This window comes from Curtobacterium sp. MCBA15_012, assembly GCF_001864935.2.
Classification (GTDB): domain Bacteria; phylum Actinomycetota; class Actinomycetes; order Actinomycetales; family Microbacteriaceae; genus Curtobacterium.
The window spans coordinates 1,090,084-1,115,890 of record NZ_CP126267.1 but is presented as its reverse complement, the minus strand read 5'-3'; the positions used below and the strand labels follow the sequence as shown (position 1 = coordinate 1,115,890).

Sequence of the window (25,807 nt, the reverse complement as noted above, 5' to 3'; positions counted from 1 at the left end):
GCGACCCGTGCGCAGACCGGTCGCGTCGGTCGCGTGACGCGACCACGGACGCAACGGGAGGCCCGTGGCGGCGTCGCCACGGGCCTCCCGTCCGTCATCGGGTCACTTCTTGAGTGCGCGCACCAGCTTCGCGAGCGCCTTGCCGGTCACCCAGATGGTCGGGATGCTCACCGCGAGCAGGGAGATGAGGTTCGGCTCGAACTGCAGGTCCTGTCCCGGGCGGCGGACGTACGCGCCCACCGGGATCGAGAGGCCACCGCCCCCGCCGCCTCCGTTGTCGCCGTCGCCGCCGGCACCGAAGCCGTACCAGCCGAGCGACACGGGGATGAGGGTCTGGTCGCCGACCTCGATCGGCTCGCCGTAGTTGGTGGAGACGCCGACCGGGCGCACCTTGTCCGCGATCTGGCTCACGATGTCAGTCATGCGCGCGAGGCTACTCGGCCGTTCCTCCACAGCCCGTGGCCCGCGCGCTGCTGTCCACTGCGGGGCCTCGTCTGCGGACGCGGGCAGGTCACGCCGATATGTTGGCGGGACCCACCACTGGAGGACCGTTTGCACACCTGGCCCGGCAACCCGTACCCACTCGGCGCGACCTACGACGGCAGCGGCACCAACTTCGCCCTGTTCAGCGAGGTGGCAGAGCGGGTCGAGCTCTGCCTGTTCGACGCCGCGGGGCACGAGGAACGCGTCGACCTGGTCGAGGTGGACGCGTACGTCTGGCACGCCTACCTGCCGAACATCGCCCCGGGACAGGAGTACGGCTTCCGTGTGCACGCGCCGTACGACCCCGAGAGCGGGGTCCGGGGCAACCCGTCGAAGCTCCTGCTCGACCCGTACGCCAAGGCGACGAGCGGCGAGATCGACTGGGACCAGTCGCTCTTCTCGTACACGTTCGGCGACCCCGACTCCACGAACGACGACGACTCCGCCTCGCACATGATGAAGGGCGTCGTCATCAACCCCTTCTTCGACTGGCAGGGCGACCGGGCACCCGGGATCCCCTACGGCGAGACGGTCATCTACGAAGCGCACGTCAAGGGCCTCACCGAGACCCACCCCGACGTGCCCGAGGAACAGCGCGGAACGTACGCGGGCGTGGCGCACCCGGCGGTCATCGAGCACCTCAAGCGCCTCGGCGTCACCACGCTCGAGCTCATGCCCGTGCACCAGTTCGTGAACGACTCGACCCTGCAGGAGAAGGGGCTGTCGAACTACTGGGGCTACAACACCATCGGGTTCTTCGCCCCGCACTCGCACTACTCGGCCTCGGGCGACCAGGGCCAGCAGGTGCAGGAGTTCAAGGCGATGGTGCGCGAGCTGCACCGCGCCGGCATCGAGGTCGTGCTCGACGTCGTCTACAACCACACCGCCGAGGGCAACCACCTCGGCCCGACGCTGTCGTTCCGCGGCATCGACAACGCCGCGTACTACCGGCTCGTCGACGACGACAAGCGCTACTACATGGACTACACGGGCACCGGGAACTCGCTCAACGTCGGGCACCCGCACTCGCTGCAGCTCATCATGGACTCGCTGCGCTACTGGGTGACCGAGATGCACGTCGACGGCTTCCGCTTCGACCTCGCGGCCGCGCTCGCCCGCGAGTTCTACGAGGTCGACCGGCTCGCGGCGTTCTTCGAACTGGTGCAGCAGGACCCGGTGGTGTCGCAGGTGAAGCTCATCGCCGAGCCCTGGGACGTCGGCCCCGGCGGCTACCAGGTCGGCAACTTCCCGCCGCAGTGGTCCGAGTGGAACGGCAAGTACCGCGACACCGTGCGCGACTTCTGGCGCGGTGAACCGGCGACGCTCGGCGAGTTCGCGTCGCGCATCTCCGGTTCGGCCGACCTCTACGAACACGACGGCCGCACGCCCAAGGCGAGCATCAACTTCATCACCGCGCACGACGGCTTCACGCTGTACGACCTCGTCGCCTACAACGAGAAGCACAACGAGGCCAACGGCGAGGACAACAACGACGGCGAGAGCCACAACCGGTCCTGGAACTCCGGGGTCGAGGGTCCGACCGACGACGAGACCGTGAACGCGCTCCGACTGCAGCGTCGACGCAACTTCCTCGCCACGCTGCTGCTCAGCCAGGGCGTGCCGATGATCGCGCACGGCGACGAACTCGGCCGCACCCAGTCGGGCAACAACAACGTGTACGCGCAGGACTCCGCGATCAGCTGGATCGACTGGGAGCACGCCGACGACGACCTCGTCCAGTTCACGGCCGACGTGGTCAAGCTCCGGCACGACCACCCGACGTTCCGCCGCACGCGGTACTTCAACGGCCGCCCGGTCCGACGCGGCGAGGGCGAGCCCCTGCCCGACGTCGTGTGGCTCACGCCCTCCGGCGAGGCCATGGACCCCGAGGACTGGGACTCCGGCTTCGGCAAGAGCGTCGGCATGTACCTGAACGGCGACGGCATCCGCGGTCGTGACCGCTGGGGCGAGCGGGTCACCGATGTCGCGTTCCTGACGTACTACAACGCCCACGACGACGTCGTGACGTTCATCCTCCCGCCCGAGGAGTACGCGCCCGGCTGGACGGTGCGGATCGACACCGCCGAGCCCGGCGCCCGCGACGAGGTGCACGAGGCGGGCACACCGCTCGACGTCCCCGCGCGCTCGATGATCGTGCTCCGCGCCGAACCCGACCACGTCGTCTCGACCACGCCGGTCGAGGTCGGCTCGGACGCCGTCACCGGAGCGGGCGCCACGACCCCGACCACCGCCAACCCCGCGGGTGCGCCCGTGGCGTCGGCCTCGGAGGACGGCACCGCGCCCGACGCCGCGGACGCAGATGCTGCTGCGGCTGCGGATGCCGCTGCCGCTGCCGCTGCCGACGCGGGCGCAGACGCGGCCGAGGACGCGGACCCGACCGTCGCCGCTCCCGGCACCGCGCCGGGGGCCGAGGTCGAGGCGGACGCACCGGTCGCGGGCGCGAGCCCGAGTTCGGACGCAGCAGCGGCACCGTCCGACGAGCACGACACCAGCACGACGAACGACGAGCACGACGGACCCGACGCGCTCGACGAACCCGACAGCACAGGAGCACCCGCGTGAGCACCCGACGCGTCCCCACCTCCACCTACCGACTCCAGGTCACGGCGGACTTCGACCTGACCAGGGCAGCCGAGGTGGTGGACCACATCCGCGAGCTCGGCGCCGACTGGGTGTACCTCTCCCCCGTGCTGCAGGCCGAGCCCGGCTCACAGCACGGCTACGACGTCGTCGACCACGGGCACGTCGACACCGAGCGCGGCGGCGACGAGGCCCTGCGCGGTCTCGCCGAGGCCGCGCACGCCGCCGGCCTCGGCGTCCTCGTGGACATCGTGCCGAACCACGTCGGCGTCGCCACCCCCGAGGTGAACCCGTGGTGGTGGTCCCTCCTCGAGCAGGGCCAGGGCTCGCCCGTCGCGTGGGCGTTCGACGTCGACTGGGACGCCGGCGACGGCAAGGTCCGCATTCCGGTGCTCGACGACCGCCTGCTCGACGCCGTGGCCCTCGACCGGTCGGACGCCGACCGCCCCGTGCTCCGCGTCGGCGAGACCGCGTACCCGACCGCGGCCGGGTCCGTGCAGGACGGCGACGACGTGACCGCCGTGCACGCCCGCCAGCACTACGAGTTCGTGCACTGGAAGCGCGCCGACCACGACCTCAACTACCGCCGGTTCTTCGCGGTCAACACCCTCGCCGCGATCCGAGTCGAGGAGCCCGAGGTCTTCGCCGCGTCGCACGCCACGATCGGCGGCTGGTTCCGCGACGGGTTGGTCGACGGCCTGCGGATCGACCACCCGGACGGCCTGTACGACCCGGCTGGCTACCTGCAGGACCTGCACGAGCTGACCGGCGGCGCGTACACGCTCGTCGAGAAGATCCTCGAGCCGGGCGAGCAGCTGCCCTCGTCGTGGCCGGTCGACGGCACGACCGGGTACGACGCCCTCGGCCTGCTCGACCGCGTCCTCGTCGACCCGGTCGGCGAGGAAGCCCTGACCGCCGCCTCCGGTGCGGAGCCGGGCGACTGGAAGCAGCTCACCCACGACACCCGACGCGGCATCGCCGACGGGATCCTCGGCAGCGAGGTCGCCCGGCTCGCCCGGCTGCTCGCGCCGACCGCTCCCGACGTGCCGCAGGAGCGGATCGTCGACGCGGTGGCCGAGATCGTCGCCTCGTTCGACGTCTACCGGACCTACCTGCCCGAGGGCGTCCACAACCTCATCGACGCCCTCGAAGGAGCCGCCGAGGCACGCCCCGACCTCGACGACGTGATCGACCGGATCGCCCCGGCGCTCGTGGACCCGCAGCACGCCGCCGCGATCCGGCTGCAGCAGACGTCCGGCATGGTGATGGCGAAGGGCGTCGAGGACACCGCGTACTACCGCACCTCGCGCCTGAGCTCGCTGAGCGAGGTCGGCGCGGACCCGAGCGTCTTCGCGGTGTCCGTGCGCGACTTCCACCAGGCGCAGCGCGACCGCCAGGGCAGCTGGCCGCACACCATGACGACCCTGACGACGCACGACACCAAGCGGAGCGAGGACACCCGTGCGCGCATCGCGGTGCTCGCCGAACTCGGCTCGGAGTGGTCGGCGGCGCTCGAGCGGCTGAACACGCTGGCACCGCTGCCCGACGCGGTCCTCGCCGACCTGCTCTGGCAGGCGATCGTCGGATCCCGCCCGGCGAGCCGTGAGCGCCTGCACGCCTACGCCGAGAAGGCCTCGCGCGAAGCGGGCGACAGCACGACCTGGACCGAGCCTGACGAGGCCTTCGAGCGGCAGATGCACGCCCTCGTCGACGCCGCGTTCGACGACCCCGAGGTGGTCGCCGTGCTCGACGAGCTCGACCGCACGGTCGACGCCGCCGGCTGGTCGAACGGCCTCGCGCAGAAGCTCGTCCAGCTGACCATGCCGGGCGTCCCCGATGTCTACCAGGGCACCGAGGCGTGGGACCGCTCGCTCGTCGACCCCGACAACCGTCGACCGGTCGACTACGCCGAGCTCCGGCACGTCCTCGCCACCCTCGACGGGCCGGAGGACGCGGGCCCCGAGCACCTCCCCGCGGTCGGGATCGACGGCGCCGCGAAGGTGCTCGTCACCAGCCGCGCGCTGCGTGTCCGCCGCGACCACCCCGAGCTGTTCACCCGGTACCTCGAACTCGAGGCGACCGGGATCGCGGCCGACCACGTCCTCGCGTTCGACCGCGGCGGCGCGGTGACGGTCGCGACCCGGCTCCCGGTCGGGCTGGAGCGTGTCGGCGGCTGGGGCGACACGCTGGTGCACCCGGTGCCGCTCGAGCGTGTCGACCTGCTCACCGGCCGACGCTTCCCGGCCGCGCGTGGCATCGCCCTGTCCGAGCTCCTCGCCGACTACCCGGTCGCGCTGCTCGTCCCGGCCGACCTCGCCGAGCGTGACGACACCGCCACCACGGCGACCACGTCCACCACCACGGACGGTTCCGGCACCCGGGACCGCTCCGACACCGCGGCGGAAGCCGACGGCACCGTCCTCGACCAGCAGGCCGAGATCGAGATCCTGGAGGGTCACGCATGACCGTTCCCGCACGCTACGGCGTCTGGGCACCCAACCCCGAGCGCGTCCGACTCGTCGTCGACGGCGTCGAGCACGCGCTCACCCGCGGTGACGACGACTGGTGGACGACCGAGGAGGTCGTCCCCGTCGTGGGCGCCCGGTACGGGTTCCGGATCGACGACGACGACGCGGTCCGTCCCGACCCGCGCAGCCGCTACCAGCCCGAGGGGGTGCACGGCCCGTCCGAGGTCGTCGACCCCGAGCGCTTCGCCTGGACCGACGACGCATGGACCGGTCGTCCGGCCCGCGGCGGCGTCATCTACGAGATGCACGTCGGCACGTACACGCCCGAGGGCACGCTCGACGCCGCCGCCGCAAAGCTCGACCACCTGGTCGAGCTCGGCGTGGAGTTCGTCGAACTCCTCCCGGTGAACGCCGTCAACGGCGAGTGGAACTGGGGCTACGACGGGGTCGGCTGGTTCGCCGTGCACCACCCGTACGGCGGCCCGGACGCCTACGACCGGTTCGTCGACACCGCGCACTCGCTCGGGCTCGGCGTCATCCAGGACGTCGTCTACAACCACCTCGGCCCGAGCGGCAACTACCTGCCGCTGTACGGTCCGTACCTGCTGCAGGGACTCGGCAACACCTGGGGTGACTCGGTCAACGTCGAGCACCCCGAGGTCCGGCGCTACGTGCTCGACAACGTCCGCATGTGGTTCCGCGACCACCACGTCGACGGGCTGCGCCTCGACGCGGTGCACGCGATCCGCGACACCACCCGCCCGCACGTGCTGCAGGCGATGGCGTCGGAGACCGAGGCCTACTCGGAGTTCGCCGGCCGCCCGCTGTCGCTCATCGCCGAGTCGGACCTCAACGACCCGGTCATGTTCCGCTCGCAGGAGGCCGGCGGGTACGGGCTCGCCGGACAGTGGTCCGACGACTTCCACCACGCGGTCCACGTCGCCCTCACCGGCGAGACGAACGGCTACTACGCCGACTTCGCCCCGCTGTCGGCGCTCGCGAAGGTCCTCGACCACGGGTTCTTCCACGACGGCACGTGGTCGTCCTTCCGCGGGAAGCGCCACGGGCGTCCGATCGACCGCGGCACCTCGCCGGCGACCGCCCTCGTGGTCGCGAACCAGAACCACGACCAGATCGGCAACCGTGCCGCCGGCGACCGTCTCGCCGCCACCCTGGACGACGAGTCCCTCGTGATCGCCGCCGCCCTGACGCTGCTCGGTCCGTTCACGCCCATGCTGTTCATGGGCGAGGAGTTCGCCGCGACGACGCCGTGGCAGTTCTTCACCTCGCACCCCGAGCCGGCGCTCGGCAAGGTGACGGCAGAGGGACGCATCAAGGAGTTCGCCGAGCACGGCTGGGACGAGTCGACGGTCCCGGACCCGCAGGACCCGTCCACGTTCACGAACTCGAAGCTCGACTGGGCGGACGCCTCGTCGGAACGCGGGTCCGCGATCCTCCGGGCGTACCGGGTGCTCGTCGCGCTCCGCCGCACCGACCAGGCGTTCGTCGACCACCGCTACGAGGCGAACGCGGTCCGCTTCGACGAGCACGACCGGTGGCTCGTGCTGACGCGCGGGCTCCTCGGGCCGGACGCCGCACCGGTGCACGTGGTCGTCAACTTCGCCGACGACGCCGCCGAGGTCCCGGTGCCCGACGCGGCCGGCGAGGAGCTCTACCGCTTCGGTGAGGCCTCGGTCGAGGACGGGCTCGTCCGCTTCGCGTCCCGTGGCGTGGTCGTGGTGCGCTGACGACCGTCTGACGGTTCACACGACGGACGGGAGGCACGGGTGCCCAGCGGCACCGCGCCTCCCGTCCGTCGTGTGGTGGGTCGCCGCGCTCGTCGCGCCGGACGCGATCCGCACGGCCGCCGTCCGCGACCCGCGGGGCGGACCACGATCCGCGGCGCCGGTGCGGCCCCCGGCGCGACGCGCGGCGCGGGTCACCGGGCCGGAGCCCGGGTCACCACCCGCGGCATCGCGCCGCTCCGCACGGGACTGCTCAGGCCGGTCAGGTCCGGTCGACGGCGACGTGTGCGTTCGTCCGGACGGACGGCAGTCGGCGGTGGTCCTTCACGAGCGACCGGACCTCGCGCAGGCGGCGGTCGATCCCCCACTTCGTGACGAGGGTGAGGCTCTCGCGGACGATGTTGCCGCTCATCTTCGAGACGCCGAACTCGCGCTCGGTGAAGACGATCGGCGTCTCGACGACGTGCAGACCGGCCTCGAGAGCGCGCCAGCACAGGTCGACCTGGAAGCAGTAGCCCTTCGACGCGATGCCGGACAGGTCGATGCGCTCGAGGGCGTCCGCGGTGAACACCCGGAACCCGCCCGTGGCGTCACGGACCGCGATGCCGAGGGCCATCCGCGTGTAGAGGTTGCCGCCGCGGGACAGGAACTCGCGGTACCACGGCCAGTTCTCGACCTCGCCGCCCCTGATCCACCGGGAGCCGAGCACCAGGTCGTTCGTGTCGGCGAGCTCGAGCATGCGCGGGAGGTACTCCGGGTGGTGCGAGCCGTCCGCGTCCATCTCGACGAGCTTGCCGTAGCCCCGCTCGAGCCCCCACGCGAAGCCGGCGAGGTACGCGCCGCCGAGGCCGTCCTTCACCGTGCGGTGCAGCACGTGCACACGGTCGGTCTCACGGGCGATCGCGTCCGCGATGTCGCCGGTGCCGTCCGGGGAGTTGTCGTCGACGACGAGCACGTGGACGTCACCGTCGGTCGCTGCCAGCGTGCGTGCGACGATGGGACGGACGTTCTCCGCCTCGTCGTAGGTCGGGATGATGACCAGGGACTTGCTCATGATGCTCCTTGTTCGCACCACGACCGTACCGGTCCCCGCCCCCGAACCTCCTCCGCACCGCTGCGAAGCCGGTCAGGGTGCGTGTCGCGGCCGCCACCACGCAGCGGACGGGAGGCGCGGTGCCGGCTGGCACCGCGCCTCCCGTCCGTCGGGTGGTCGCGTCAGGCGGGACGCTGCGCCGGGCTGACCGACTTGGATGCGTCGCGCTCCGGGATGTCACCCAGGGCCTCGTCGATGGCGGCGAGTGCATCCGCGTCGAGCGTCACGCCCGCGGCCTTCACGTTGTCCGTGACCTGCTCGGGACGCGAGGCGCCGACGATGGCGCTCGCGACGTTCTCGTTCTGCAGGGTCCACGCGATCGCGAGCTGGGCGAGCGTGAGGCCGGCCTGGTCGGCGACGGGCTGCAGGCGCTGGACGGCCTCGAGGACCTCGTCGCGCATGAACCGCTTGATCATGTCCGCGCCGCCCTTCTCGTCCGTGGCGCGGGAGCCCTCGGGCAGCGGCTGGCCCGGCTTGTACTTGCCGGTCAGCACGCCCTGGGCGATGGGCGACCAGACGATCTGCGACAGGCCGAGCTGCTTCGAGGCCGGCACGACCTCGCCCTCGATGACCCGCCAGAGCATCGAGTACTGCGGCTGGTTCGAGATGAGCTGGAAGCCGAGCTCCTTGGCCAGCGCGGCACCGGCGCGGATCTGCTCGGCGTTCCACTCGCTGACGCCGATGTACAGCGCCTTGCCCTGCCGCACCACGTCGGCGAAGGCCTGCATGGTCTCCTCGAGCGGGGTCTCGTAGTCGTAGCGGTGGGCCTGGTACAGGTCGACGTAGTCGGTCTGCAGGCGCTCGAGCGAGCCGTTGATCGACTCCATGATGTGCTTGCGGCTGAGCCCGACGTCGTTGTGGCCCTTCGGCCCGGTCGGCCAGTAGACCTTCGTGAAGACCTCGAGCGACTGGCGACGCTCGCCCTTGAGGGCCTCGCCGAGGACGGTCTCGGCCGCCGTGTTGGCGTACGTGTCGGCCGTGTCGAAGGTGGTGATGCCGGCGTCGAGCGCTGCCCGCACGCACTGGGTGGCGACGTCGTTCTCGACCTGCGAGCCGTGCGTCAGCCAGTTGCCGTAGGTGATCTCGGAGATCTTGAGACCTGAGTTGCCTAGGTACCTGAATTCCATGGTGCTGACGCTAGCGGGGTCTGCGCGCGGGTGAGAGGTCGTGTGAGTACCTGGTTGCCGGGGGCGGGCTCGTTCGTCTGTCCGCGCAGCGGGGCGGGGCGGCTGGTCTCGCTCGGCCGCCCACCCGCTCGTTCGTTCGGCCGCTCGTCTGCCTGCTCGTTCGTCCGCTCGTCCGCCTGCTCGACTGCCTGCTCGTCTGCCTGCTCGTCTGCCTGCTCGACCCTCCGTCGCGAGCGGGCGATGTGTGCACCCCGCACCGCGCGCCCCGGCCCGAATCCGCCCGCTCGCCCGCTCCCGCTCGTCCGCCCGCTCGTCGGCCCATTCGTCCATTCCTCAATCGCGAGCGGGCGATGTGTGCACCCCGCCCCGCGCGCCCCAGCCCGAATCCGCCCTCCCGACCCCGACGGGCGAATCGTGCACCTCGCCCCGCGCGCCCCAGCCCGAATCCGCCCGCTCGCCGCACCCACACCACCACCGCCGCCGGACCATCGACGCAATGCGCACCCAACCCCTGCCGATTCCTCCACAACGTCACCCCCGCTGCGACTTTCCACCGCCGCCTGCGAACCACCCATCACCCCGGTCTCGCACTGCCACGCTGCCGCCATGGAGTTCACCGCCCGGTTCCCGACAGCCCTCCGCAACCGCCCCTTCCGCGTCCGCGAAGCGATCCAGCGCGGCGTCCCGGCATCGACGCTCCGCTCCCGCCGACTCGTCCGTCCGTTCCACGGGACGCGCACATGGACGACTCCCCGCACGCACGAGGACCTCGCTCGCGCGGTCGCCCCGCGTCTCCGCCCCGACCAGGCGTTCAGTCACACGACCGCCGCGCGGATGCTCGGGATACCGCTCCCCCGACGGCTCGAAGACGACCCCCGCATCCACGTCACCACGATCGGGAAGGACCAGGCACTCCGCGTCCGCGGCACGGTCGGCCACCGTGCACGCACCAGCCGCGCCCGCGTCGTCTTCTCGGGGACCGCTGCCGTCGTCCATCCCGCCGACACGTTCGTGATGCTCGCCCGCTCCCTCACCGTCGACGAACTGGTCGTCGCCGGCGACGCCATCGTCGGGTGGCTCAACTGGTGCACGGTCGGCGAACTCGTCCGTGCTGTGCGACGCCACCGAGGATCGCGAGGCCTCCGCCGCGCACGGGCAGCCCTGTCCTTGGTGCGGCCCGGTTCGAGAAGCCCGGGCGAGACCAGGCTGCGTCTCACGCTCATCCGTCGAGGCCTGCCCGAACCCGAGCTGAACCACGACGTCGTCGCGCAGGGCAGGTGGGTCGCCTGCGTCGACCTGGCCTACCCCGGGGCACGGGTCGCGATCGAGTACGAGAGCGATCTCCACCGGACCGACGCACGGGCGTTCCGGAAGGACCTGACGCGGGGCGAGCGGTTGAAGGACGTCGACTGGTGGCTGGTGCGAGCGACGGCCGACGACGTCGGCCCCCTCGCCGACGAGTTCGCGAGCCGCATCCGTCGACTCCTCGACGCAGGAACGGCCGGGAGGCACGACACGCGTCGACGGGGTCGGCTCACGTCCGCGAGATGAACGTTGGTTGACGCTTCAACCAATCAGGTGCAGAATGGGCTACCATCGGGTTCGATGCAGGCGCATGAAACTACTGCGTCGCTCGGGAACCGCAGACCAACGCTTCAGAAGGAGTCACCATGACGCTCACCGCCTCCGCCATCCCCGGCTACCAGACCGGCACCTGGAAGATCGACCCGACGCACTCCGAGGTCACCTTCTCGGTCCGGCACCTCGCCATCAGCAAGGTCAAGGGCTCGTTCGAGCGCTTCGACGCGACGCTCGTGACCGCCGAGAACCCGCTCGACACCAAGCTCGAGGCCTCGATCGACGTCGCCAGCATCAACACCAACCAGGCGCAGCGCGACCAGCACCTCGCCACTGGTGACTTCTTCCTGACCGAGGAGCACCCGCAGATGACCTTCGTGTCGACCGGCATCCGCGAGGACGGCGATCACATGCTCATCGACGGCAAGCTCTCCCTCCGCGGCGTCACCAAGGACGTCACCCTGAAGACCGAGTTCGGCGGCGTCACCACCGACGGCTACGGCCAGGTCAAGCTCGGCGCCGAGGCGACGACCAAGATCGACCGCACCGAGTTCGGCGTGAACTGGAACGCCGCACTCGAGGCCGGTGGCTTCACGCTCGGCAACGACGTGACCATCAACCTCGACGTGCAGTTCGTCCTCCAGGCGGCCTGAGCTCCCCAGCTCTCGAAGCACTCCGTCACCGGGACCGCCCCGAGCGGTCACGGTGCGCGGGGACACTGAACAAGCGCACTGCAGCACCCGGCGAACGGCCCGGCTCCTCCCCCACGGAGCCGGGCCGTTCGGCGTTCCCGCCCCGGGTTCGACTCCCGAGGCCCCGCCGTCCCGCCGTCCCCCGCCGGCCCGCTCTCACCCCCGTCCCCGGTCGTCACCGACACGCGCCCCACCCGCGAACGGGCGATGTTCGCACCGGACCTCGACCTCGCTGTGCCGAATCCGCCCGCTCACGTCCCGCTCGTACGGGCCGCTCCGGTGGTCTGCTCGACGGCAGCCAGGTTCAGCCACGCGCCGCGCCGCGCCATGCCAAGCCGCACCACGCCCGCGAACACCGCCATGGCCGCGGACACACCCAAACCCCGAGCGGGCGAGATGTGCACGGCACCAGCTGAACCGATGCGAACATCGCCCGCCCGCAGGACCAACGACGCAGCCTGAGGACGACCGCCTCATGCAGACGGACAGCAGACCGGACGGCCTGCTGAACCGAGCGATCACGACCTCCACGCCGACGTTCGGGCGGACGCGCACGCGGGAATCGCCCGCCCGATGCCCTCGTTGCACCCGATGCCAGCACGGCGAACACTCACGCGGAAGTCCGACGGGCAGAATCGGTGCGAGCACGACTCACGGACGTGCACACATCGCCCGCCCGCGCGCGAAGCTGAGCGCGCGCGGCCGACGACGGCACCACACCCCCACGCACCACGCACCGACCACGCACGCACCCCCACCCACCGCGCACCCGACCACCGCCCCCACCCACCGCGCACCCCACCGACGAACAGGAGCACCCCATGGCCACCGACTGGATCGCGATGCAGGAGCTCGCCGCCGCCGAGTTCGGCCGACGGGTCGCCGCCGTCACCGACTGGGACGCAGCGACCCCGGACTCCGAGTGGACGACCCGCGACCTCGTCCGGCACGTCGTCGACGAGCAGCGGTGGATCCCGAAGCTCCTCACCGGCTGCGACTACGCCCAGGCCGAGGCCGACATCGAGCCGATCGGCGACGACCTGCCGGCCGAGTGGACGAAGTTCGCGTCCGAGGCCTCGCGGGCCTGGCGGAATGCGCCCGCTGACACCCCGGTGCACCTCAGCACGGACGTCGTCAGCGCCGGGGAGTACCTCACGGAGCAGACGAGCGACATCACGATCCACACGTGGGACCTCGCCCGGGCGACCGGGACCGACGAGACCCTCCCGGAGGAACTCGTGCAGGCCGTGTGGGAGTACTTCGAGCCGCAGGTCGAGGATCTCGCAGCGACCGGGCTCTACGCGGCCCCGGTCGAGACCGGGGCGGACGCACCCCTCCAGGTCCGCCTGCTCGCCGTCACAGGGCGCGATGCCAGGGTGGACGCATGACCAGCGACGAGTCCCCGACGGTCCCCACCACACGCCTCGGTGCCTCCGGCCTCGAGATCAGCCGGATCGTCCTCGGCATGATGTCCTACGGCGACCCCGAGCGCGGCGCCCACGCCTGGAGCGTCGACATCGACCAGGCGCGCCCGTTCGTCCGTCGTGCGTTCGAGGCCGGCATCACGTCGTTCGACACCGCGAACGTGTACTCCGCAGGCTCCAGCGAGGAGATCACCGGGCAGCTCCTCAAGGAGATCGCCCCACGCGAGGACGTCCAGGTCTTCACGAAGGTGTTCAACCGGATGCGCCCCGGACGCAACGGCGCCGGCCTCTCCCGCGCCGCGATCATGCACGAGATCGACGCCTCGCTGACGCGCCTCGGCACGGACTACGTCGACCTCTACCAGATCCACCGTTTCGACCCGGCCACCCCGGTCGAGGAGACGATGGAGGCCCTCCACGACGTCGTGAAGGCCGGCAAGGCCCGCTACATCGGCGCGAGCAGCATGTGGACGTGGCAGTTCGCGCAGATGCAGCACGTCGCCGAGCTGCACGGGTGGACGAAGTTCGTCAGCATGCAGGACCAGTACAACCTCCTCGAACGCGAGGAGGAGCGCGAGATGCACCCGTTCGCGCAGGCGACGGGCGTCGGCGTCATCCCGTGGAGCCCCCTCGCCCGCGGCCGCGTCACCCGCCCCTGGGACGCGCAGGGCTCCGGCAGCCGCGCGGACACCGACGAGTTCGGCAAGACCCTCTACCGCCAGGACGAGGACGCGAACCGCGCGATCGTCGGCGCGGTGCAGGAGATCGCCGAGGCGCGCGGCGTGAGCATGGCCCAGGTCGCCCTCGCGTGGGTGGCCGGCAAGCAGGCCGTCAGCGCGCCGATCATCGGCGCGACCAAGGAGCACCACATCGACGACGCGGTCGCCGCGACGGCGATCGAGCTCACCGCCGACGAGGTGTCGCGACTCGAGTCGCCCTACACACCCCGGGTGCCGTCCGGTTTCTGACGCACCACGAGACGGACGGGAGGCGCGGTGCACGCTGGCACCGCGCCTCCCGTCCGTCCACGGGTCGCGTCGCGACCCGGATCGTCCCTCGGCCGCGTCGGTCGCGGAGCGTCCCGCGGTCAGGCTGGCGCGCCGGCCGCCCGCCGTTCGCGCTCGAGCCGCTCGATCCGGGCGAGGGCTGCGCGCTCCGTCCCCGGCTGGTTCCCCAGGACCGCACCGATGCCGTCCAGCACGAGGCCGGCGGTCCGCCGCACGGGCAGTTCGACCGGCCCGATCGCGGGTGTCCGCAACCGGAGCATCGAGCGGTGCCGCGGGTCGAGGGTCGCGACCGCGCCGTCGAAGACCGCACGGTAGCCCGGTCGGAGCAGGCGGGCGAGCGGCGGGTCCTTGATGAACCGCACGACGTCGTGGGTGCGCGCGTCGGCCCGCAGCTCGCCCCGGTCGAGGTACCCGTTCATCTGCTCGCGGAGCTCCGTCTCGGACTCCGGCGCGTCCTCCACCCCCATGAGCCGCCCGGCGGTCGCCCACTCGCGCACGTAGGCGTCCGCGCCGCCCGGGATGTCCGAACCCCAGACCTGTGCGCTCCGCAGGAACGCGTCGGTGAAGGCGAGGTGCACCCACCGCGCGAGGTCGGGGTCGTTCGCCGCGTACGGCCGCGTGACGCCGTGCCCGTCGACGTACTCACCGACCACCCGCTCGTGCAGCTTCCGCACCCACTGGCTGGCGTGCGTGGCCTGGGCGGTGTCGCCGTGCGAGACGGTGTAGATCCAGCGGATGGTGCCGGCGAGGCGTCCGAACGGGTCCTCGCGGTAGCGGGAGTGGTCGGCCACCCCGGCGAGCGCTCCGGGGTGGAGCGCCTGCACCAGGAGTGCACGGACGCCGGCGAGCACCGTGTGGTTGCCGCCGTGCACGGCCCAGGTGGCGGAGCCGGGCCCGAAGAACCCGGCGTCGGAGCCCTGCTCGAGCGCATCGATCCACTCGGGGCGCTCGGTGGCGCCGTTGGTGAAGGTGTCGTTGAGGCGGGAACGGAACGCGGCGGACACGGAAGGCATGCGTCCATCGTCCGTCGCGCCCCTGACAATGCGCACTGCCCCGCCGGTAGGTTGGCCGGGTGAGCATCGACACGCCTCGTCCCTGGCTTGCCTCGTACGCCCCGGGGGTCCCGCACGACATCGAGGAGCCCACGGGCTCCCTCGCCGACATCGTGGAGCAGTCCGCGCAGCGCTTCCCGGGGAGGGTCGCGCTGGAGTTCTTCGGACGGACGACGACGTACGCCGACCTCCAGGAGCAGATCACGCGCGCCGCGAACGGCCTGCGCAAGCTCGGGGTGACGGCCGGGGACCGCGTGGCGATCGTCCTGCCGAACTGCCCCCAGCACGTCGTGGCCTTCTACGCGGTGCTGCGGCTCGGCGCGATCGTGGTCGAGCACAACCCGCTCTACACGGCGCGCGAGCTCCGCCACCAGTTCGAGGACCACGGCGCGAAGGTCGCGATCGCGTGGGACAAGTCGGTCGCCACGCTGCAGGACTTCCCGGCCGACGTCGCGCTCGACGCCATCGTCTCGGTCGACATCACGCGCGCCATGCCGCGGTCGACCCGCATCGCCCTCGCGCTGCCGGTCGCCAAGGCCCGCGAGTCCCGCGCCAAGCTGACGACGACGGTCCGGGGCACGACGCGCTGGGACGACCTCGCGTCGAGCCGCAAGCTGTCGAAGCGCCACCCGCGCCCGACCGTCGACGACGTCGCGCTCATCCAGTACACGTCCGGCACCACGGGGGTGCCGAAGGGCGCGGTCCTGTCCCACCGGAACCTCATCGCCAACGCGGCCCAGGCCCGGGCGTGGGTGCCGCAGATCCGTCAGGGCGACAACACCGTGTACGCGGTGCTGCCGATGTTCCACGCGTACGGGCTGACGCTCTGCCTGACCTTCGCGATGAGCATGGCGTCGCGCCTGGTGCTGTTCCCCGCGTTCGACCCGGCGCTGGTGCTCAAGGCGATGAAGAAGCACCCGCCGACGTTCCTCCCCGCCGTGCCGCCGATCTACACGCGGCTGCAGCACGCCGCCGACTCCGCCAAGGTCTCGCTGCAGGGCATCGAGATCGGCATCTCGGGTGCGATGCCGCTGTCCCAGGACGTCGTCGAGCCGTGGGAGGCACGGACGGGCGGGTACCTCGTCGAGGGCTACGGTCTGTCCGAGTGCTCCCCCGTGCTCATGGCCAACCCGGTGTCGCCCGAGCGTCGACTCGGTGCGATCGGACTGCCGCTCTCCTCGACCGAGGCCCGCGTGGTCGACCCGGACGACTCCACGAAGGTCCTCGGCACCGGCGAGGCCGGCGAGCTCCAGGTCCGGGGTCCGCAGGTGTTCCGCGGCTACTGGGGCAAGGCCGAGGCCACCGACGAGGTGTTCACGCCGGACGGCTGGTTCCGCACCGGTGACGTCGTCTCGATCGACGCGGACGGCTTCGTCAGCATCGTCGACCGACTCAAGGAGCTCATCATCACCGGCGGCTTCAACGTGTCGCCGTCCGAGGTCGAGGACGCGCTCCTCAAGCACCCGAGCGTCCGCGAGGTCGCGGTCGTCGGCATCACCCAGGCCGGGAACGAGCAGGTCGTGGCGGCGGTCGTGCCGAAGGACCCGCGGACGTTCGACGCCGAGGCGCTCCGGGCGTGGTCCCGCGACCAGCTCGCCGCGTACAAGGTGCCGCGCCGGGTCGTCGTGGTCGAGGACCTGCCCCGCTCGATGATCGGGAAGGTGCTGCGCCGCAAGGTGCGGGACCAGATCACCGGCAAGTAGCAGCGCACGGACCCGGGACGGAGCAGCGCGCAGACCGCTCGCTACGCCCCGGGCCCCGCGCGGCCGCCCTTGCCTGCGCCGGCCGGCACGGCGAGCACCGCCAGACCGACGACGACGAGCGCGATGCCCGTCCACCCGGCGACGCCGAGGCGCTCCCCCACGACGAGGACCGCGAGCACCGCTGCCACCACCGGTTCGAACAGCGACAGCAGGGTGGCCGCCGACGCACTCGTGCGCCGCAGGCCGAGCGCGTACAGCGAGTGTCCGAGCACGGTCGGGACGAGTGCCAGGTACAGGAACACCGGCCAGTTCGCCCCGACGGCGAGGTCGTCCCGCCCGACGACCACCGCCAGGACCGTGAGGGGCACGGCGGCGAGCCCGAACACCGCGCCGACGATGCCGCGCCCGTCCGACGCCGTCACGACCGGGAGCGCAGCGGCCCCGGCACCCGCACCGCCCGTCGTCGCGCGCACGACGGTCCCGGCCCCCAGCCCCCGGGCGACGGCCCACGAGTACGTCGCGTAGGTGAGGCCCGCCAGCAGCGCGGCGCCCAGGCCGGCCAGCAGACGCCCGTCGCCGGTCGTCCCGGACCGCGCGAGCGTCACCACGACCATGCCGACGACGCTCACCACGGTGGCGACCACCCAGCGCCGCGTCACCCGCCGCCGGTCAACGGCCCACTCGACCAGCCCGGCGAAGAGCGGCGAGGAACCGATCGCGACCGTCGTACCGAGGGCGACCCCGGCGTCGGCGAGGGCCGCGTAGAAGGCGACCGCGTACACGACGAGCGACGACGCCCCGAGCGCCACCCAGCGCCGGGCACCCGGCCGCGTGACGGCATGCACGGCGCGACGCCCTGTGAGCGCCGCGAAGACCAGTCCGCCGAGGCCGAAGGTGACCGCGCCGAACACGGCCGCCGGGACGCCGGGCGCGAAGTGCGTCGCGGTGCCGGTGGTCCCCCAGACGGTCGCGGCGACGAGGACCGCCGTCACGCCGCCGGCGGACCGGGAGGCGCGGGCCGACCCCGCCGCGTCACTCACGACACGTGGACGGTGGGACGCCGGGCCACGTCGGGTTCGGCTTCGCGCAGGACCTCGCGGGTGACCGGAGCGACGTCGCCGACGCCCGTGAACACGAAGCGGATCGCGTTGCGGATCGGGTTGCCCTCGTTCCACTCGAAGTAGATCCCGGGCACGACCCCGGCGATGTCGCGGATCGCGAGCAGCGTCGACGCGATGGTGTTCGGCACGTTGCCGGACCGGACCCGGAGCACACGGTGCCCGTGGACGACGTGGCCCTCGACCAGCAGGTCCTCCTCGAAGTCGGACGAGTCGGCGGGCAGCACCTCGAGGAACATCGTCGGCACGCGTGCCGGGATGCCCGAGTCACGTCGCTCCTCGCGGCCCTTCGCACGGTACGCGGCGGCGGTCCCCGCACCCGGCTCGTTCGCGATGATGCACACGGCACTGAACTGGTCGGCATCGGCCTCGATGAACTGCCGGGCGACCGCGTCGAGCTCGATCGACGAGGCGCGGAGCTCGAACGACCGGCGGACGCGGGACACGAGCGACACGACGACGATGGCGATGATGAACACCGCCGCGATGCGGACGCCGTCGGGGCGCTCGATGACGTTCGCGACCGTGGTGTAGACGAACACGACGGTGATGACGCCGAACGCGACCGTGCGCTTCCGCTGCTGCTTCCGGCGCGCCGACAGGGTCACGGCGAACGCGGCACTCGTGATGAGCACGAGCACGCCGGTCGCGTAGGCACCGCCCTGTGCGTCGACGTCGGCCTGGAACAGGATCGTGATGGCGAAGGCGATGAGCGTGAAGATGATCACGAGCGGCCGTGTCGCCCGTGCCCACTGCGGCGCCATGCCGTACCGGGGCAGGAACCGCGGCACGAGGTTCAGCAGGCCCGCCATGGCGCTCGCGCCGGCGAACCACAGGATCGCGACCGTCGAGAAGTCGTAGACCGACCCGAACACGTTGCCGAGGTACTCGTGCGCCAGGAACGCGAGCGCGCGGCCGTTCGCCTGCCCGCCGGGCTGGAACTCGTGCTGCGGGATGAGGAACGTCGTCACGATCGACGACGTGATGAGGAACGTGCTCATGATGACCGCGGCCACGGTGAGCAGGCGGCGGGTGCCGCGGATCCGTCCCTCGGGTCGGGCACTGGTGTCGTCGGTGGCGTCGCCGCGGACCTGTGGCATCACCGCGACGCCGGTCTCGAAGCCGGACAGGCCCAGGGCGAGCTTCGGGAACACCACGAGCGCGATCCCGATCATGACGAGCGGGTTGCTGTGCTGCGTCGTGAGGCTCGTCCACCAGTCGCCCACCACCACGGGGCGCTCGAACACGTGCCACATCGCGACGCCCACGACGACCGCGTTGAGCGCGAGGTACACCGCGACGAGGCCGACCGCGATGCCGATCGCCTCCTTGAAGCCGCGCAGGAAGACCACCCCGAGCAGGAGCAGCAGCGCCAGGGTGAGCGGCACCGGGATCTCGGTGAACCACTCGGGCGTGAAGGGGTTCTCGGCGATGTGCGCGGTCGCGTCGGCGGCGGACAGCGTCATCGTGATCATGAAGTCGGTGACCGCGAACCCGAGCAGGACGAGCACGAAGAGCTTCCCCGCCCACCAGGGCAGGAGCTTCTCGAGCATCATGATCGAACCGGCGCCCTTGAAGCTGTCCTGCGCCACACGGCGGTACACGGGCAGCGCGCCGAACAGCGTCACGAGCACGAGCACGACCGTCGCAATCGGGGAGAGCAGCCCGGCGGCGAGGGCCGCGATCGCCGGCTGGTAGCCGAGCGTCGAGAAGTAGTCGACGCCGGTCAGGCACATCACGCGCCACCACGGGTGGGTCTTCTCGACCTCGACCTGGTGCGGGCCCTGGTGGGTCGCCCCCTGGTCGGCGCCGTGCAGCATCCACCGGCGCAGCCGGTCGCTGCGGTCGGCGGGTCGCTCGGGGGCGTCGCGTCGAGCGGCGGGCTCGGCTTCGGTCGCGGTCACGAGAGACGATGGTAAGCGGTCGCGGGCTGTCCCGGGAGCGCGGGACGGCCGGGTGTGGACAACCGCAGGTTCCACGTCCGCCCGGCGGCTACTTCGCGCTGATCCGCGTGTACTTGTTCACCGCCCACGGCACGAACACGACGAGCATCACGGCGATGCCCACGAGCACGGTGAGCACCGGGTGCTGCATCGTCCACACGTCCGGCACCGGCGCGGACCCGACGTTGCCGAACAGCTCCCGCGCGGCCTGCACGAGGGACGACACCGGGTTCCACTCGGCGAACACCCGCAGCACGAGCGGCATCGTCTCGCTCGGGACGAAGGCGTTCGAGATGAACGTCAACGGGAACAGGATCATGAACGAGGCGTTGTTGATCACCTCGGGTGTCTTCACGCTCATCCCGAGCAGCGCCATCACCCAGCTGAACGCGTAGCTGAACAGCAGCAGCAGCGCGACCCCGGCGAGGAACTCGTGCGGCGCCGACTGCACCCGCCACCCCACCGCGAGCCCCGTCAGCATCATGATCACCATCGAGATGCCGTTGAGCACGAGGTCGGAGTTCGTCCGCCCGACCAGGACCGCCGACGCCGACATCGGCAGGGTCCGGAAGCGGTCGATCAGCCCCTCCTTGAGGTCCTGCGCCATCGCCGACCCCGAGAACGTCGCGCCGAACACGACCGTCTGCGCGAAGATCCCGGCCATCAGGAACTGCGTGTAGTCCGTCCCCCGCACCTGGATCGCACCGCCGTACACCTGGCTGAACAGCAGGACGAACATGATCGGCTGCAGGACCGCGAACACGAGCATGTCCGGCGACCGCTTGATCTTCACCAGGTTGCGCTTCGTGACGGTCCAGCCGTCCTCGAACCACACCGCCACCGGAGACGTGACCGCGACGGGCAGCTGCCGGCTCGTCGCCGTGCCGACGGCGGTCACCGGACCGACTCCGAGGTCGCGCCCGCGGCGTCGGCACCGTCCGGCGGGTCGCCACCACCCGGCCTGGAGGCGCGCCCCGCCTCCGCCCCGTCGGCCCGGCCGGACGTGTCGGCAGCGTCCGGCGCCCCGCCGCGGCGACCACGTCGTCGCGAGCGCGCCGGACCGCCGTCGCCGTCCTCGTCGTCGCCGGTCGCCACGTGGCCGGTGAGCCGGAGGAACACGTCGTCGAGCGTCGGCCGGCGCATCCCGGCGTCGTGCAGCGCGATGCCGGCCTCGCCGAGGTCGGCCAGGACCCGCTGCAGTGCCGACGGCCCCGCCTCGACCGCGATGCCGAACGTCCGGCCGTCACCCGAGGACTCGACGTCCCCGACCCCGTAGCGGCGCAGCGCCGTCGTGGCGGCGTCCCCGTCGGCCGGGTCGACCAGGGTGACGACGACCCGGTGCCCGCCGACCTGGGCCTTGAGCTGGTCGGCGGTGCCCTGCGCGATGACGTGCCCGTCGTCGATGACGGCGATGTCGTCGGCGAGCTGGTCGGCCTCCTCGAGGTACTGCGTGGTGAGCAGCACGGTCGCTCCGTCCGCGACGAGCCCCTCGATGATGCCCCAGAGCGCGAGACGGCTGCGCGGGTCGAGCCCGGTCGTCGGTTCGTCGAGGAACAGCACCCGCGGGTTCATGACGAGTGCCCCGGCCAGGTCGATCCGGCGTCGCATGCCGCCCGAGAACCCCTTCACGGGGCGGTCCCCCGCCTCGGACAGGTCGAACACGTCGATCAGCTCGCGCGCCCGGTCCCGCGCGGTCCGTCGACCCAGGTGGTAGAGCCGCCCGATCATCTCGAGGTTCTCGAACCCGGTCAGGTTCTCGTCCACCGCGGCGTACTGCCCGGAGACGCCGATCGAGCGCCGGGTGGCCTGCGGGTCGGCGACGACGTCCACGCCGTCGATCGTCGCCGTCCCGCCGTCCGGTACGACGAGCGTGGTGAGCACCTTCACGGTGGTGGTCTTGCCCGCGCCGTTCGGCCCGAGGAGGGCGGTGACGGTGCCCTCGGGGACGGACAGGTCGAGCCCGGCGAGGGCGTGCACCGGGCCCGACTTCGACCGGTACGTCTTGGTCAGCCCGGAGGCTTCGATGATGGCCATGGCGGTCCTCCTGCGGTCGTGCAGTACGTCAGGTGCCCCGGCGACCCCGCACGTCACACGTCGAAGTCGCCACCGAGGTCGCCGAAGCCGCCACCACCGAGGTCTCCGCCGCCGAAGTCGCCTCCGCCGCCGCCGCCGGTGCCGTCGTCCCAGCCCGCGTTCTCGTACCCGCCGCCGTCGCCTGCGCCGTCGGCGGGATCGCCACCAGTGTCCTCCTGACCACCGTCGCCCGCAGCATCGGTACCGCCGTCGAACGATCCGGGGTCGGGCAGGAACGCGCTCATGATCGCCGACCCGATGACGTAGCCCGCCACGGTGCCGAGGACCGACGCGCCGACCATCCGGCCGAACGAGGGCCCACCACGCTGGCCGAACCCGCCCGCGCCGCCGCCCATCCCGCCGAGCGAGCGCTCCATGAAGCCGGGCTGGCGGATCTCGGACCGCGTCGCCGCCTGGGCCAACGAGCGCGGGTCGTCGCCGCGCGGGGCCTCACCGGCGGGGGCGGTGCGGGTGAACTCGTCGTAGACCATCCGGCGCTGCTCGGGCGTGAGGGTCGCGAACGCCTCGGCGTGCACCTCCTCGATGCGCTCCGGCGGGGCCGTGCGGAGCAGGTAGCGGTACCGCTCGACCGCGCGCTCGTCGTCGGTCGTCGCGCCGGCGCCGGACTGCCCACCCGGCTGGCCGCCGCCCTGCGGACCGCCCCACTGCGGAGCGCCGTACGGGTCCGCAGCCCCGCCCCGCTGCGGTGTCACCTGGTACGACTGCTGCCCGTACCGGTACCCCTGCTGCTGCGGTGCGGCCGGCTGCTGTCCCCACTGGTCCTGCTGGGGACGGTCGCGGTCCGGACGGCCGAGCAGACGGTCGAGGAATCCCATGGCGATGCTCCTTCGTGCGCGGTCCGCCCCGGTCGGGACGGTGCGTCGGGTGCCACCCTAGGCAGCCCCGTCGTGCCCCGGCTGAGCGGCTGCACAGAGTCGGCCGGGAGCCCGCGAGGCGTCGCCCGACCGCGCGCTCCACGCCCGGTCCCACGCGCATCGCCCGTGGAGACCGCCGGTCGGCCCGGGTGGGCGTTCCCACCCACCGGACGGGAGGCGCGTGGCGGGGCCGTCCCGCGCCTCCCGTCCGACGCGTCGCGGGACGCCCTGCCGGGCCGGTGCGGCGGCCTCCACCACACCGGGTCACCGAGCCGGACGGGAGGCGCGTGGCGGGGCCGACCCGCGCCTCCCGTCCGACGCGTCGGCGTCGACCGCCCGCGCCACGCAGGCCGGACCGGTCACCGGTCCGCGCTGCGCCCGGGGGTCAGCCCGCGGCGAGCGCCGCGGTCCACACCGCGTGCAACTCGTCGGCCGCGCCCGGGTGCGCGACCAGGAACGGTTCACCCTCCCCGGGGAAGCCGTCCACCGGGCCCTCGCGGGTCATGACGACACCGCCGGCCTCGTGCACGAGGAGCACGGCCGCGCCGTGGTCCACCGGGTCGAACGCCGGGACGCACCCGCCGACCCCGCGGCCTGCGGCGACCTGTGCGATCGTCAGCGTGCTCGAGCCCATCACGCGGAGGGCACAGGAGCGCTCGGCGAGGGCCTCGACCAGCGCGCCGAACGACCGGCGGTCGCGCCGTCTGCCGAACTCCGCGCCCACGACCGCGCCGGCGAGTGGACGCGGGCCGTCGTCGAGCAGCAACGGCGTGTCCCGCAGGACGGCCCCACGGCCGCGTCGGGCCTCGAGCACGTCGCCGCGCCACGGGTCGGCGACGACGCCCACGAGCGGACGACCGCCGCGGGTCAGGCAGAGCGACATCGCGGTCCACGGCACGCCGTTCACGAGGTTCGTCGTGCCGTCGACGGGGTCGAGGTACCACCGGTGCCGGTCGCCGGGGGCGTCGCCGTACTCCTCGCCGGTGAACCCGTGGGTCGGGAAGGCCGCACGGACCCGGGCGCGGACGAGTCGCTCGACCGCGCGGTCGACGTCCGTGACGAGGTCACCGGGGGAACGCTTCGTCGACACCCGACCGACCGGGTGCTCGCGGGTGAAGGCGACGACCTCGTGCGCGATGCGGTGCGCGAGGGCCTGCGCGCGGGTCGCGACCTCCTCCTCGGTGGGCTCCCGCTCTGGACCCGACCAGCCGTCCCGCTCGCCGCCGACCAGGGCCGCGCGGGTCGAGGCCACGTCGTCGGTCGCGATCAGGTCGACGCCGAGCCGGGCGGCCCAGCGGACCGGTTCCGGCTCGTCGACCGTGTGCACGGCGACGCGGAGCCCGAGGTCGTGGGCGGCGGCCAGGGTGGCGGGGGTCAGGAAGACGTCGTCGAGCACGAGGGTCGAGGGGCGGGGTGCGGGGGCCGCCGCGGTCGGGGTGCCCGGGGCCGTCGCGGTGGCCGGGCGGGCCGCGGCCGCTGTGCCGGCGGCCGCCGCGGTCGAGGTGTCGAGGTCGGCTGCGGTCGGGGCGTCCAGCGACTCCCACGGCAGCCACGTCTCGGCGGCGGGGAGCACGGTCCGGACCACCGCGAGCGCCTCGCGGGACCCGTTCCAGGCGACCGCGGTCGTCGCCGACGTCGCCGCGACCGTGCGGGCCGCGACCAGGGCGTCGGCCGGGTCGACGACGTGCAGGAGGAGCGTGCTCCGGCAGTCCTCCAAGCGTTCCAGCACGGCGTCGAGCCGCGGGATCCGGTCGAGGCCGTTGCCGAGTCGCGCGACCTCGCACCACGGCACGTCGGCGACCCGGCGGGGATCGCCCCACAGACGACCGAGGGTCTCGTCGTGCAGCAGGACGGCGACCTCGTCCGCGGTGCGTCGGACGTCGACCTCGACCACGTCGGCGCCGAGGGCCTCGGCGACCGCGATCGCGGGCAGCGTGTCCTCGCGTCGGACGCGCGGGGCACCGCGGCGGGCGACCAGGCGTGGGACGGGCCGGACCGACCGGGCCGCGGCTGGCGCTCCGGCGGGGACGGGTGCGGTGGTCGTCATCACGGCATGGTGCCCGCGGCGGGTGGCGTCCGGGTGACGGCCGGGTGAACGGGGCGGTGCCGGTGCGGGTGGTGCGGCGGTCCGGGTGCGCGTCGGAGCGGTCAGGCGCGCGGGCAGGGGGGGCGGGCGACCGCCTGCGCGTCGGAGCTGGCGAGCGAGTGCGGGGCGGGACCGTCAGGCGCGCCCGCGCGGGCGTCGCTCCACCAGGGGCCGGACGATCGCCCGCCACCCGACCAGGAACAGGCCGAGCACCACGGTCGCGACGATCACGAACGACAACGGGAGCGGGTCGCCGGCGACGTCCCCCTGCCCGGTGAGGACACGGAGCAGCATCCCGACCGCGACCGTCGCCACCCACACGACGACGCCGGTCGGCCAGATCCGGAGGGGCCGCTTCCACGCGAGGCTCACGAGGGAGCCGACGGCCCAGCCCGCGAGGAACGGGTACGCCGTCGTCCAGGTGCCCGCGACGGAGGACGCCTCCGCGTGCGAGGAGCGCCCGATGAGGGCGAAGGCGACGATGAGGACGATGTCGACGACGGCTGCGAGCCAGCCCCAGGTGCGAGTCACCCGACCATTCTCCCGCGTCCCGGCAGCTGCTCGTCCCCACGCTGCCCGGCCCCCGCTCTGCCCGCCCCCGTTCTGCCCGCCCCCGCGGTGACCGGCGGTGCCGTGCTGTGCGGTGCCGTGCTGTGCCACCGCTCGTGCCGTGCCGTGCCGTGCGGTGCCGTGCTGTGCCGCCGCTCGGCCGTGCCGTGCCGTGCGGTGCCGTGCTGTG

20 protein-coding genes are annotated in these 25,807 nt (G+C 72.5%); 8 read left to right on the top strand and 12 right to left on the bottom strand.

Going from position 1 to position 25,807, the window contains the following annotated elements; all coding sequences use genetic code 11:
* Positions 1-102: 102 nt before the first annotated feature.
* A complete protein-coding gene (locus QOL15_RS05100) occupies positions 103-423 on the bottom strand; it encodes a hypothetical protein (protein ID WP_065964529.1) in 321 nt (106 codons plus the stop codon).
* A 129-nt stretch (positions 424-552) separates the two neighbouring features.
* On the opposite strand from QOL15_RS05100, the gene glgX reads away from it, so the two are divergent.
* Genes glgX through treZ form a run of 3 tightly spaced genes read left to right on the top strand, consistent with a single transcriptional unit; the run spans position 553 to position 7,300 of the window.
* Positions 553-3,066: a glycogen debranching protein GlgX gene (gene glgX, locus QOL15_RS05095; protein ID WP_175473894.1), complete on the top strand. Its 2,514-nt coding sequence runs from the start codon at positions 553-555 to the stop codon at positions 3,064-3,066.
* Complete coding sequence (gene treY, locus QOL15_RS05090) at positions 3,063-5,549, top strand: malto-oligosyltrehalose synthase (protein ID WP_065964531.1); 2,487 nt, start codon at positions 3,063-3,065, stop codon at positions 5,547-5,549. The genes glgX and treY overlap by 4 nt, the downstream gene beginning before the upstream one ends.
* Positions 5,546-7,300 (top strand): malto-oligosyltrehalose trehalohydrolase, encoded by a 1,755-nt coding sequence (gene treZ / locus QOL15_RS05085; RefSeq protein WP_071249672.1) that lies wholly within the window; start codon positions 5,546-5,548, stop codon positions 7,298-7,300. The genes treY and treZ overlap by 4 nt, the downstream gene beginning before the upstream one ends.
* 259 nt (positions 7,301-7,559) lie before the next feature.
* Here the strand turns inward: treZ and QOL15_RS05080 are convergent, their stop codons facing one another.
* Positions 7,560-8,351, bottom strand: a complete 792-nt coding sequence (locus tag QOL15_RS05080; RefSeq protein WP_065964537.1) for a polyprenol monophosphomannose synthase — start codon at positions 8,349-8,351, stop codon at positions 7,560-7,562.
* A 161-nt stretch (positions 8,352-8,512) separates the two neighbouring features.
* Positions 8,513-9,517, bottom strand: coding sequence for an aldo/keto reductase family protein (locus QOL15_RS05075; RefSeq protein ID WP_071249670.1), 1,005 nt, complete (start codon positions 9,515-9,517; stop codon positions 8,513-8,515).
* Between the two features lie 606 nt (positions 9,518-10,123).
* Here QOL15_RS05075 and QOL15_RS05070 point away from each other — a divergent pair.
* Both QOL15_RS05070 and QOL15_RS05065 read left to right on the top strand, forming a co-directional pair.
* Positions 10,124-11,068: a hypothetical protein gene (locus QOL15_RS05070; RefSeq protein WP_071249668.1), complete on the top strand. Its 945-nt coding sequence runs from the start codon at positions 10,124-10,126 to the stop codon at positions 11,066-11,068.
* Between the two features lie 119 nt (positions 11,069-11,187).
* Positions 11,188-11,748 carry a YceI family protein gene (locus QOL15_RS05065; RefSeq protein WP_065965211.1) on the top strand — a complete coding sequence of 187 codons (561 nt, stop codon included), beginning with the start codon at positions 11,188-11,190 and terminating at the stop codon, positions 11,746-11,748.
* A 290-nt stretch (positions 11,749-12,038) separates the two neighbouring features.
* Here QOL15_RS05065 and QOL15_RS05060 read toward each other — a convergent pair whose 3' ends face one another.
* On the bottom strand, positions 12,039-12,191 hold the full coding sequence (locus QOL15_RS05060; protein ID WP_175473893.1) for a hypothetical protein: 153 nt from the start codon (positions 12,189-12,191) through the stop codon (positions 12,039-12,041).
* A 417-nt stretch (positions 12,192-12,608) separates the two neighbouring features.
* Between QOL15_RS05060 and QOL15_RS05055 the strand changes: the two genes are divergently transcribed.
* Together QOL15_RS05055 and QOL15_RS05050 are read left to right on the top strand one after the other, a co-directional pair.
* Positions 12,609-13,175: a TIGR03086 family metal-binding protein gene (locus tag QOL15_RS05055; protein ID WP_071249666.1), complete on the top strand. Its 567-nt coding sequence runs from the start codon at positions 12,609-12,611 to the stop codon at positions 13,173-13,175.
* Complete coding sequence (locus QOL15_RS05050) at positions 13,172-14,179, top strand: aldo/keto reductase (protein WP_071249663.1); 1,008 nt, start codon at positions 13,172-13,174, stop codon at positions 14,177-14,179. Before QOL15_RS05055 ends, QOL15_RS05050 begins: the two co-directional genes overlap by 4 nt.
* Positions 14,180-14,298: 119 nt before the next feature.
* Here QOL15_RS05050 and QOL15_RS05045 read toward each other — a convergent pair whose 3' ends face one another.
* Positions 14,299-15,231, bottom strand: a complete 933-nt coding sequence (locus QOL15_RS05045) for an oxygenase MpaB family protein (protein ID WP_071249661.1) — start codon at positions 15,229-15,231, stop codon at positions 14,299-14,301.
* A gap of 59 nt (positions 15,232-15,290) precedes the next feature.
* On the opposite strand from QOL15_RS05045, the gene QOL15_RS05040 reads away from it, so the two are divergent.
* Positions 15,291-16,973: a long-chain-fatty-acid--CoA ligase gene (locus tag QOL15_RS05040; RefSeq protein WP_071249659.1), complete on the top strand. Its 1,683-nt coding sequence runs from the start codon at positions 15,291-15,293 to the stop codon at positions 16,971-16,973.
* Positions 16,974-17,014: 41 nt separating this feature from the next.
* On the opposite strand, the gene QOL15_RS05035 is transcribed toward QOL15_RS05040, so the two are convergent.
* From QOL15_RS05035 to QOL15_RS05005, 7 genes are all read right to left on the bottom strand, one after another.
* Entirely contained in the window at positions 17,015-18,013 is a 999-nt protein-coding gene (locus tag QOL15_RS05035) for a DMT family transporter (protein WP_071249657.1), read from the bottom strand.
* On the bottom strand, positions 18,010-19,911 hold the full coding sequence (locus QOL15_RS05030) for an amino acid transporter (RefSeq protein ID WP_253181712.1): 1,902 nt from the start codon (positions 19,909-19,911) through the stop codon (positions 18,010-18,012). Before QOL15_RS05030 ends, QOL15_RS05035 begins: the two co-directional genes overlap by 4 nt.
* A 172-nt stretch (positions 19,912-20,083) precedes the next feature.
* Positions 20,084-20,932, bottom strand: a complete 849-nt coding sequence (locus QOL15_RS05025; protein WP_370692462.1) for an ABC transporter permease — start codon at positions 20,930-20,932, stop codon at positions 20,084-20,086.
* Positions 20,929-22,068 carry an ATP-binding cassette domain-containing protein gene (locus tag QOL15_RS05020; RefSeq protein ID WP_254784169.1) on the bottom strand — a complete coding sequence of 380 codons (1,140 nt, stop codon included), beginning with the start codon at positions 22,066-22,068 and terminating at the stop codon, positions 20,929-20,931. Before QOL15_RS05020 ends, QOL15_RS05025 begins: the two co-directional genes overlap by 4 nt.
* Before the next feature lie 53 nt (positions 22,069-22,121).
* A complete protein-coding gene (locus QOL15_RS05015; protein ID WP_071249655.1) occupies positions 22,122-22,943 on the bottom strand; it encodes a hypothetical protein in 822 nt (273 codons plus the stop codon).
* A gap of 424 nt (positions 22,944-23,367) precedes the next feature.
* Positions 23,368-25,029 (bottom strand): inositol monophosphatase family protein, encoded by a 1,662-nt coding sequence (locus QOL15_RS05010; RefSeq protein ID WP_083394172.1) that lies wholly within the window; start codon positions 25,027-25,029, stop codon positions 23,368-23,370.
* A 174-nt stretch (positions 25,030-25,203) separates the two neighbouring features.
* Positions 25,204-25,599 carry a DUF3054 domain-containing protein gene (locus tag QOL15_RS05005; RefSeq protein ID WP_071249653.1) on the bottom strand — a complete coding sequence of 132 codons (396 nt, stop codon included), beginning with the start codon at positions 25,597-25,599 and terminating at the stop codon, positions 25,204-25,206.
* Positions 25,600-25,807: the final 208 nt, after the last annotated feature.

What these genes read in the sequence shown, in the direction of transcription:
- QOL15_RS05045 (WP_071249661.1), bottom strand. Translation starts at nt 15,231, where the DNA reads ATGCCTTCCGTGTCCGCCGCGTTCCGTTCCCGCCTCAACGACACCTTC.
- QOL15_RS05010 (WP_083394172.1), bottom strand. Translation starts at nt 25,029, where the DNA reads ATGACGACCACCGCACCCGTCCCCGCCGGAGCGCCAGCCGCGGCCCGG.
- QOL15_RS05075 (WP_071249670.1), bottom strand. Translation starts at nt 9,517, where the DNA reads ATGGAATTCAGGTACCTAGGCAACTCAGGTCTCAAGATCTCCGAGATC.
- QOL15_RS05050 (WP_071249663.1), top strand. Translation starts at nt 13,172, where the DNA reads ATGACCAGCGACGAGTCCCCGACGGTCCCCACCACACGCCTCGGTGCC.
- QOL15_RS05030 (WP_253181712.1), bottom strand. Translation starts at nt 19,911, where the DNA reads ATGCTGCACGGCGCCGACCAGGGGGCGACCCACCAGGGCCCGCACCAG.
- QOL15_RS05015 (WP_071249655.1), bottom strand. Translation starts at nt 22,943, where the DNA reads ATGGGATTCCTCGACCGTCTGCTCGGCCGTCCGGACCGCGACCGTCCC.
- QOL15_RS05080 (WP_065964537.1), bottom strand. Translation starts at nt 8,351, where the DNA reads ATGAGCAAGTCCCTGGTCATCATCCCGACCTACGACGAGGCGGAGAAC.
- QOL15_RS05020 (WP_254784169.1), bottom strand. Translation starts at nt 22,068, where the DNA reads ATGGCCATCATCGAAGCCTCCGGGCTGACCAAGACGTACCGGTCGAAG.
- QOL15_RS05100 (WP_065964529.1), bottom strand. Translation starts at nt 423, where the DNA reads ATGACTGACATCGTGAGCCAGATCGCGGACAAGGTGCGCCCGGTCGGC.
- QOL15_RS05055 (WP_071249666.1), top strand. Translation starts at nt 12,609, where the DNA reads ATGGCCACCGACTGGATCGCGATGCAGGAGCTCGCCGCCGCCGAGTTC.
- QOL15_RS05070 (WP_071249668.1), top strand. Translation starts at nt 10,124, where the DNA reads ATGGAGTTCACCGCCCGGTTCCCGACAGCCCTCCGCAACCGCCCCTTC.
- QOL15_RS05065 (WP_065965211.1), top strand. Translation starts at nt 11,188, where the DNA reads ATGACGCTCACCGCCTCCGCCATCCCCGGCTACCAGACCGGCACCTGG.
- treZ (WP_071249672.1), top strand. Translation starts at nt 5,546, where the DNA reads ATGACCGTTCCCGCACGCTACGGCGTCTGGGCACCCAACCCCGAGCGC.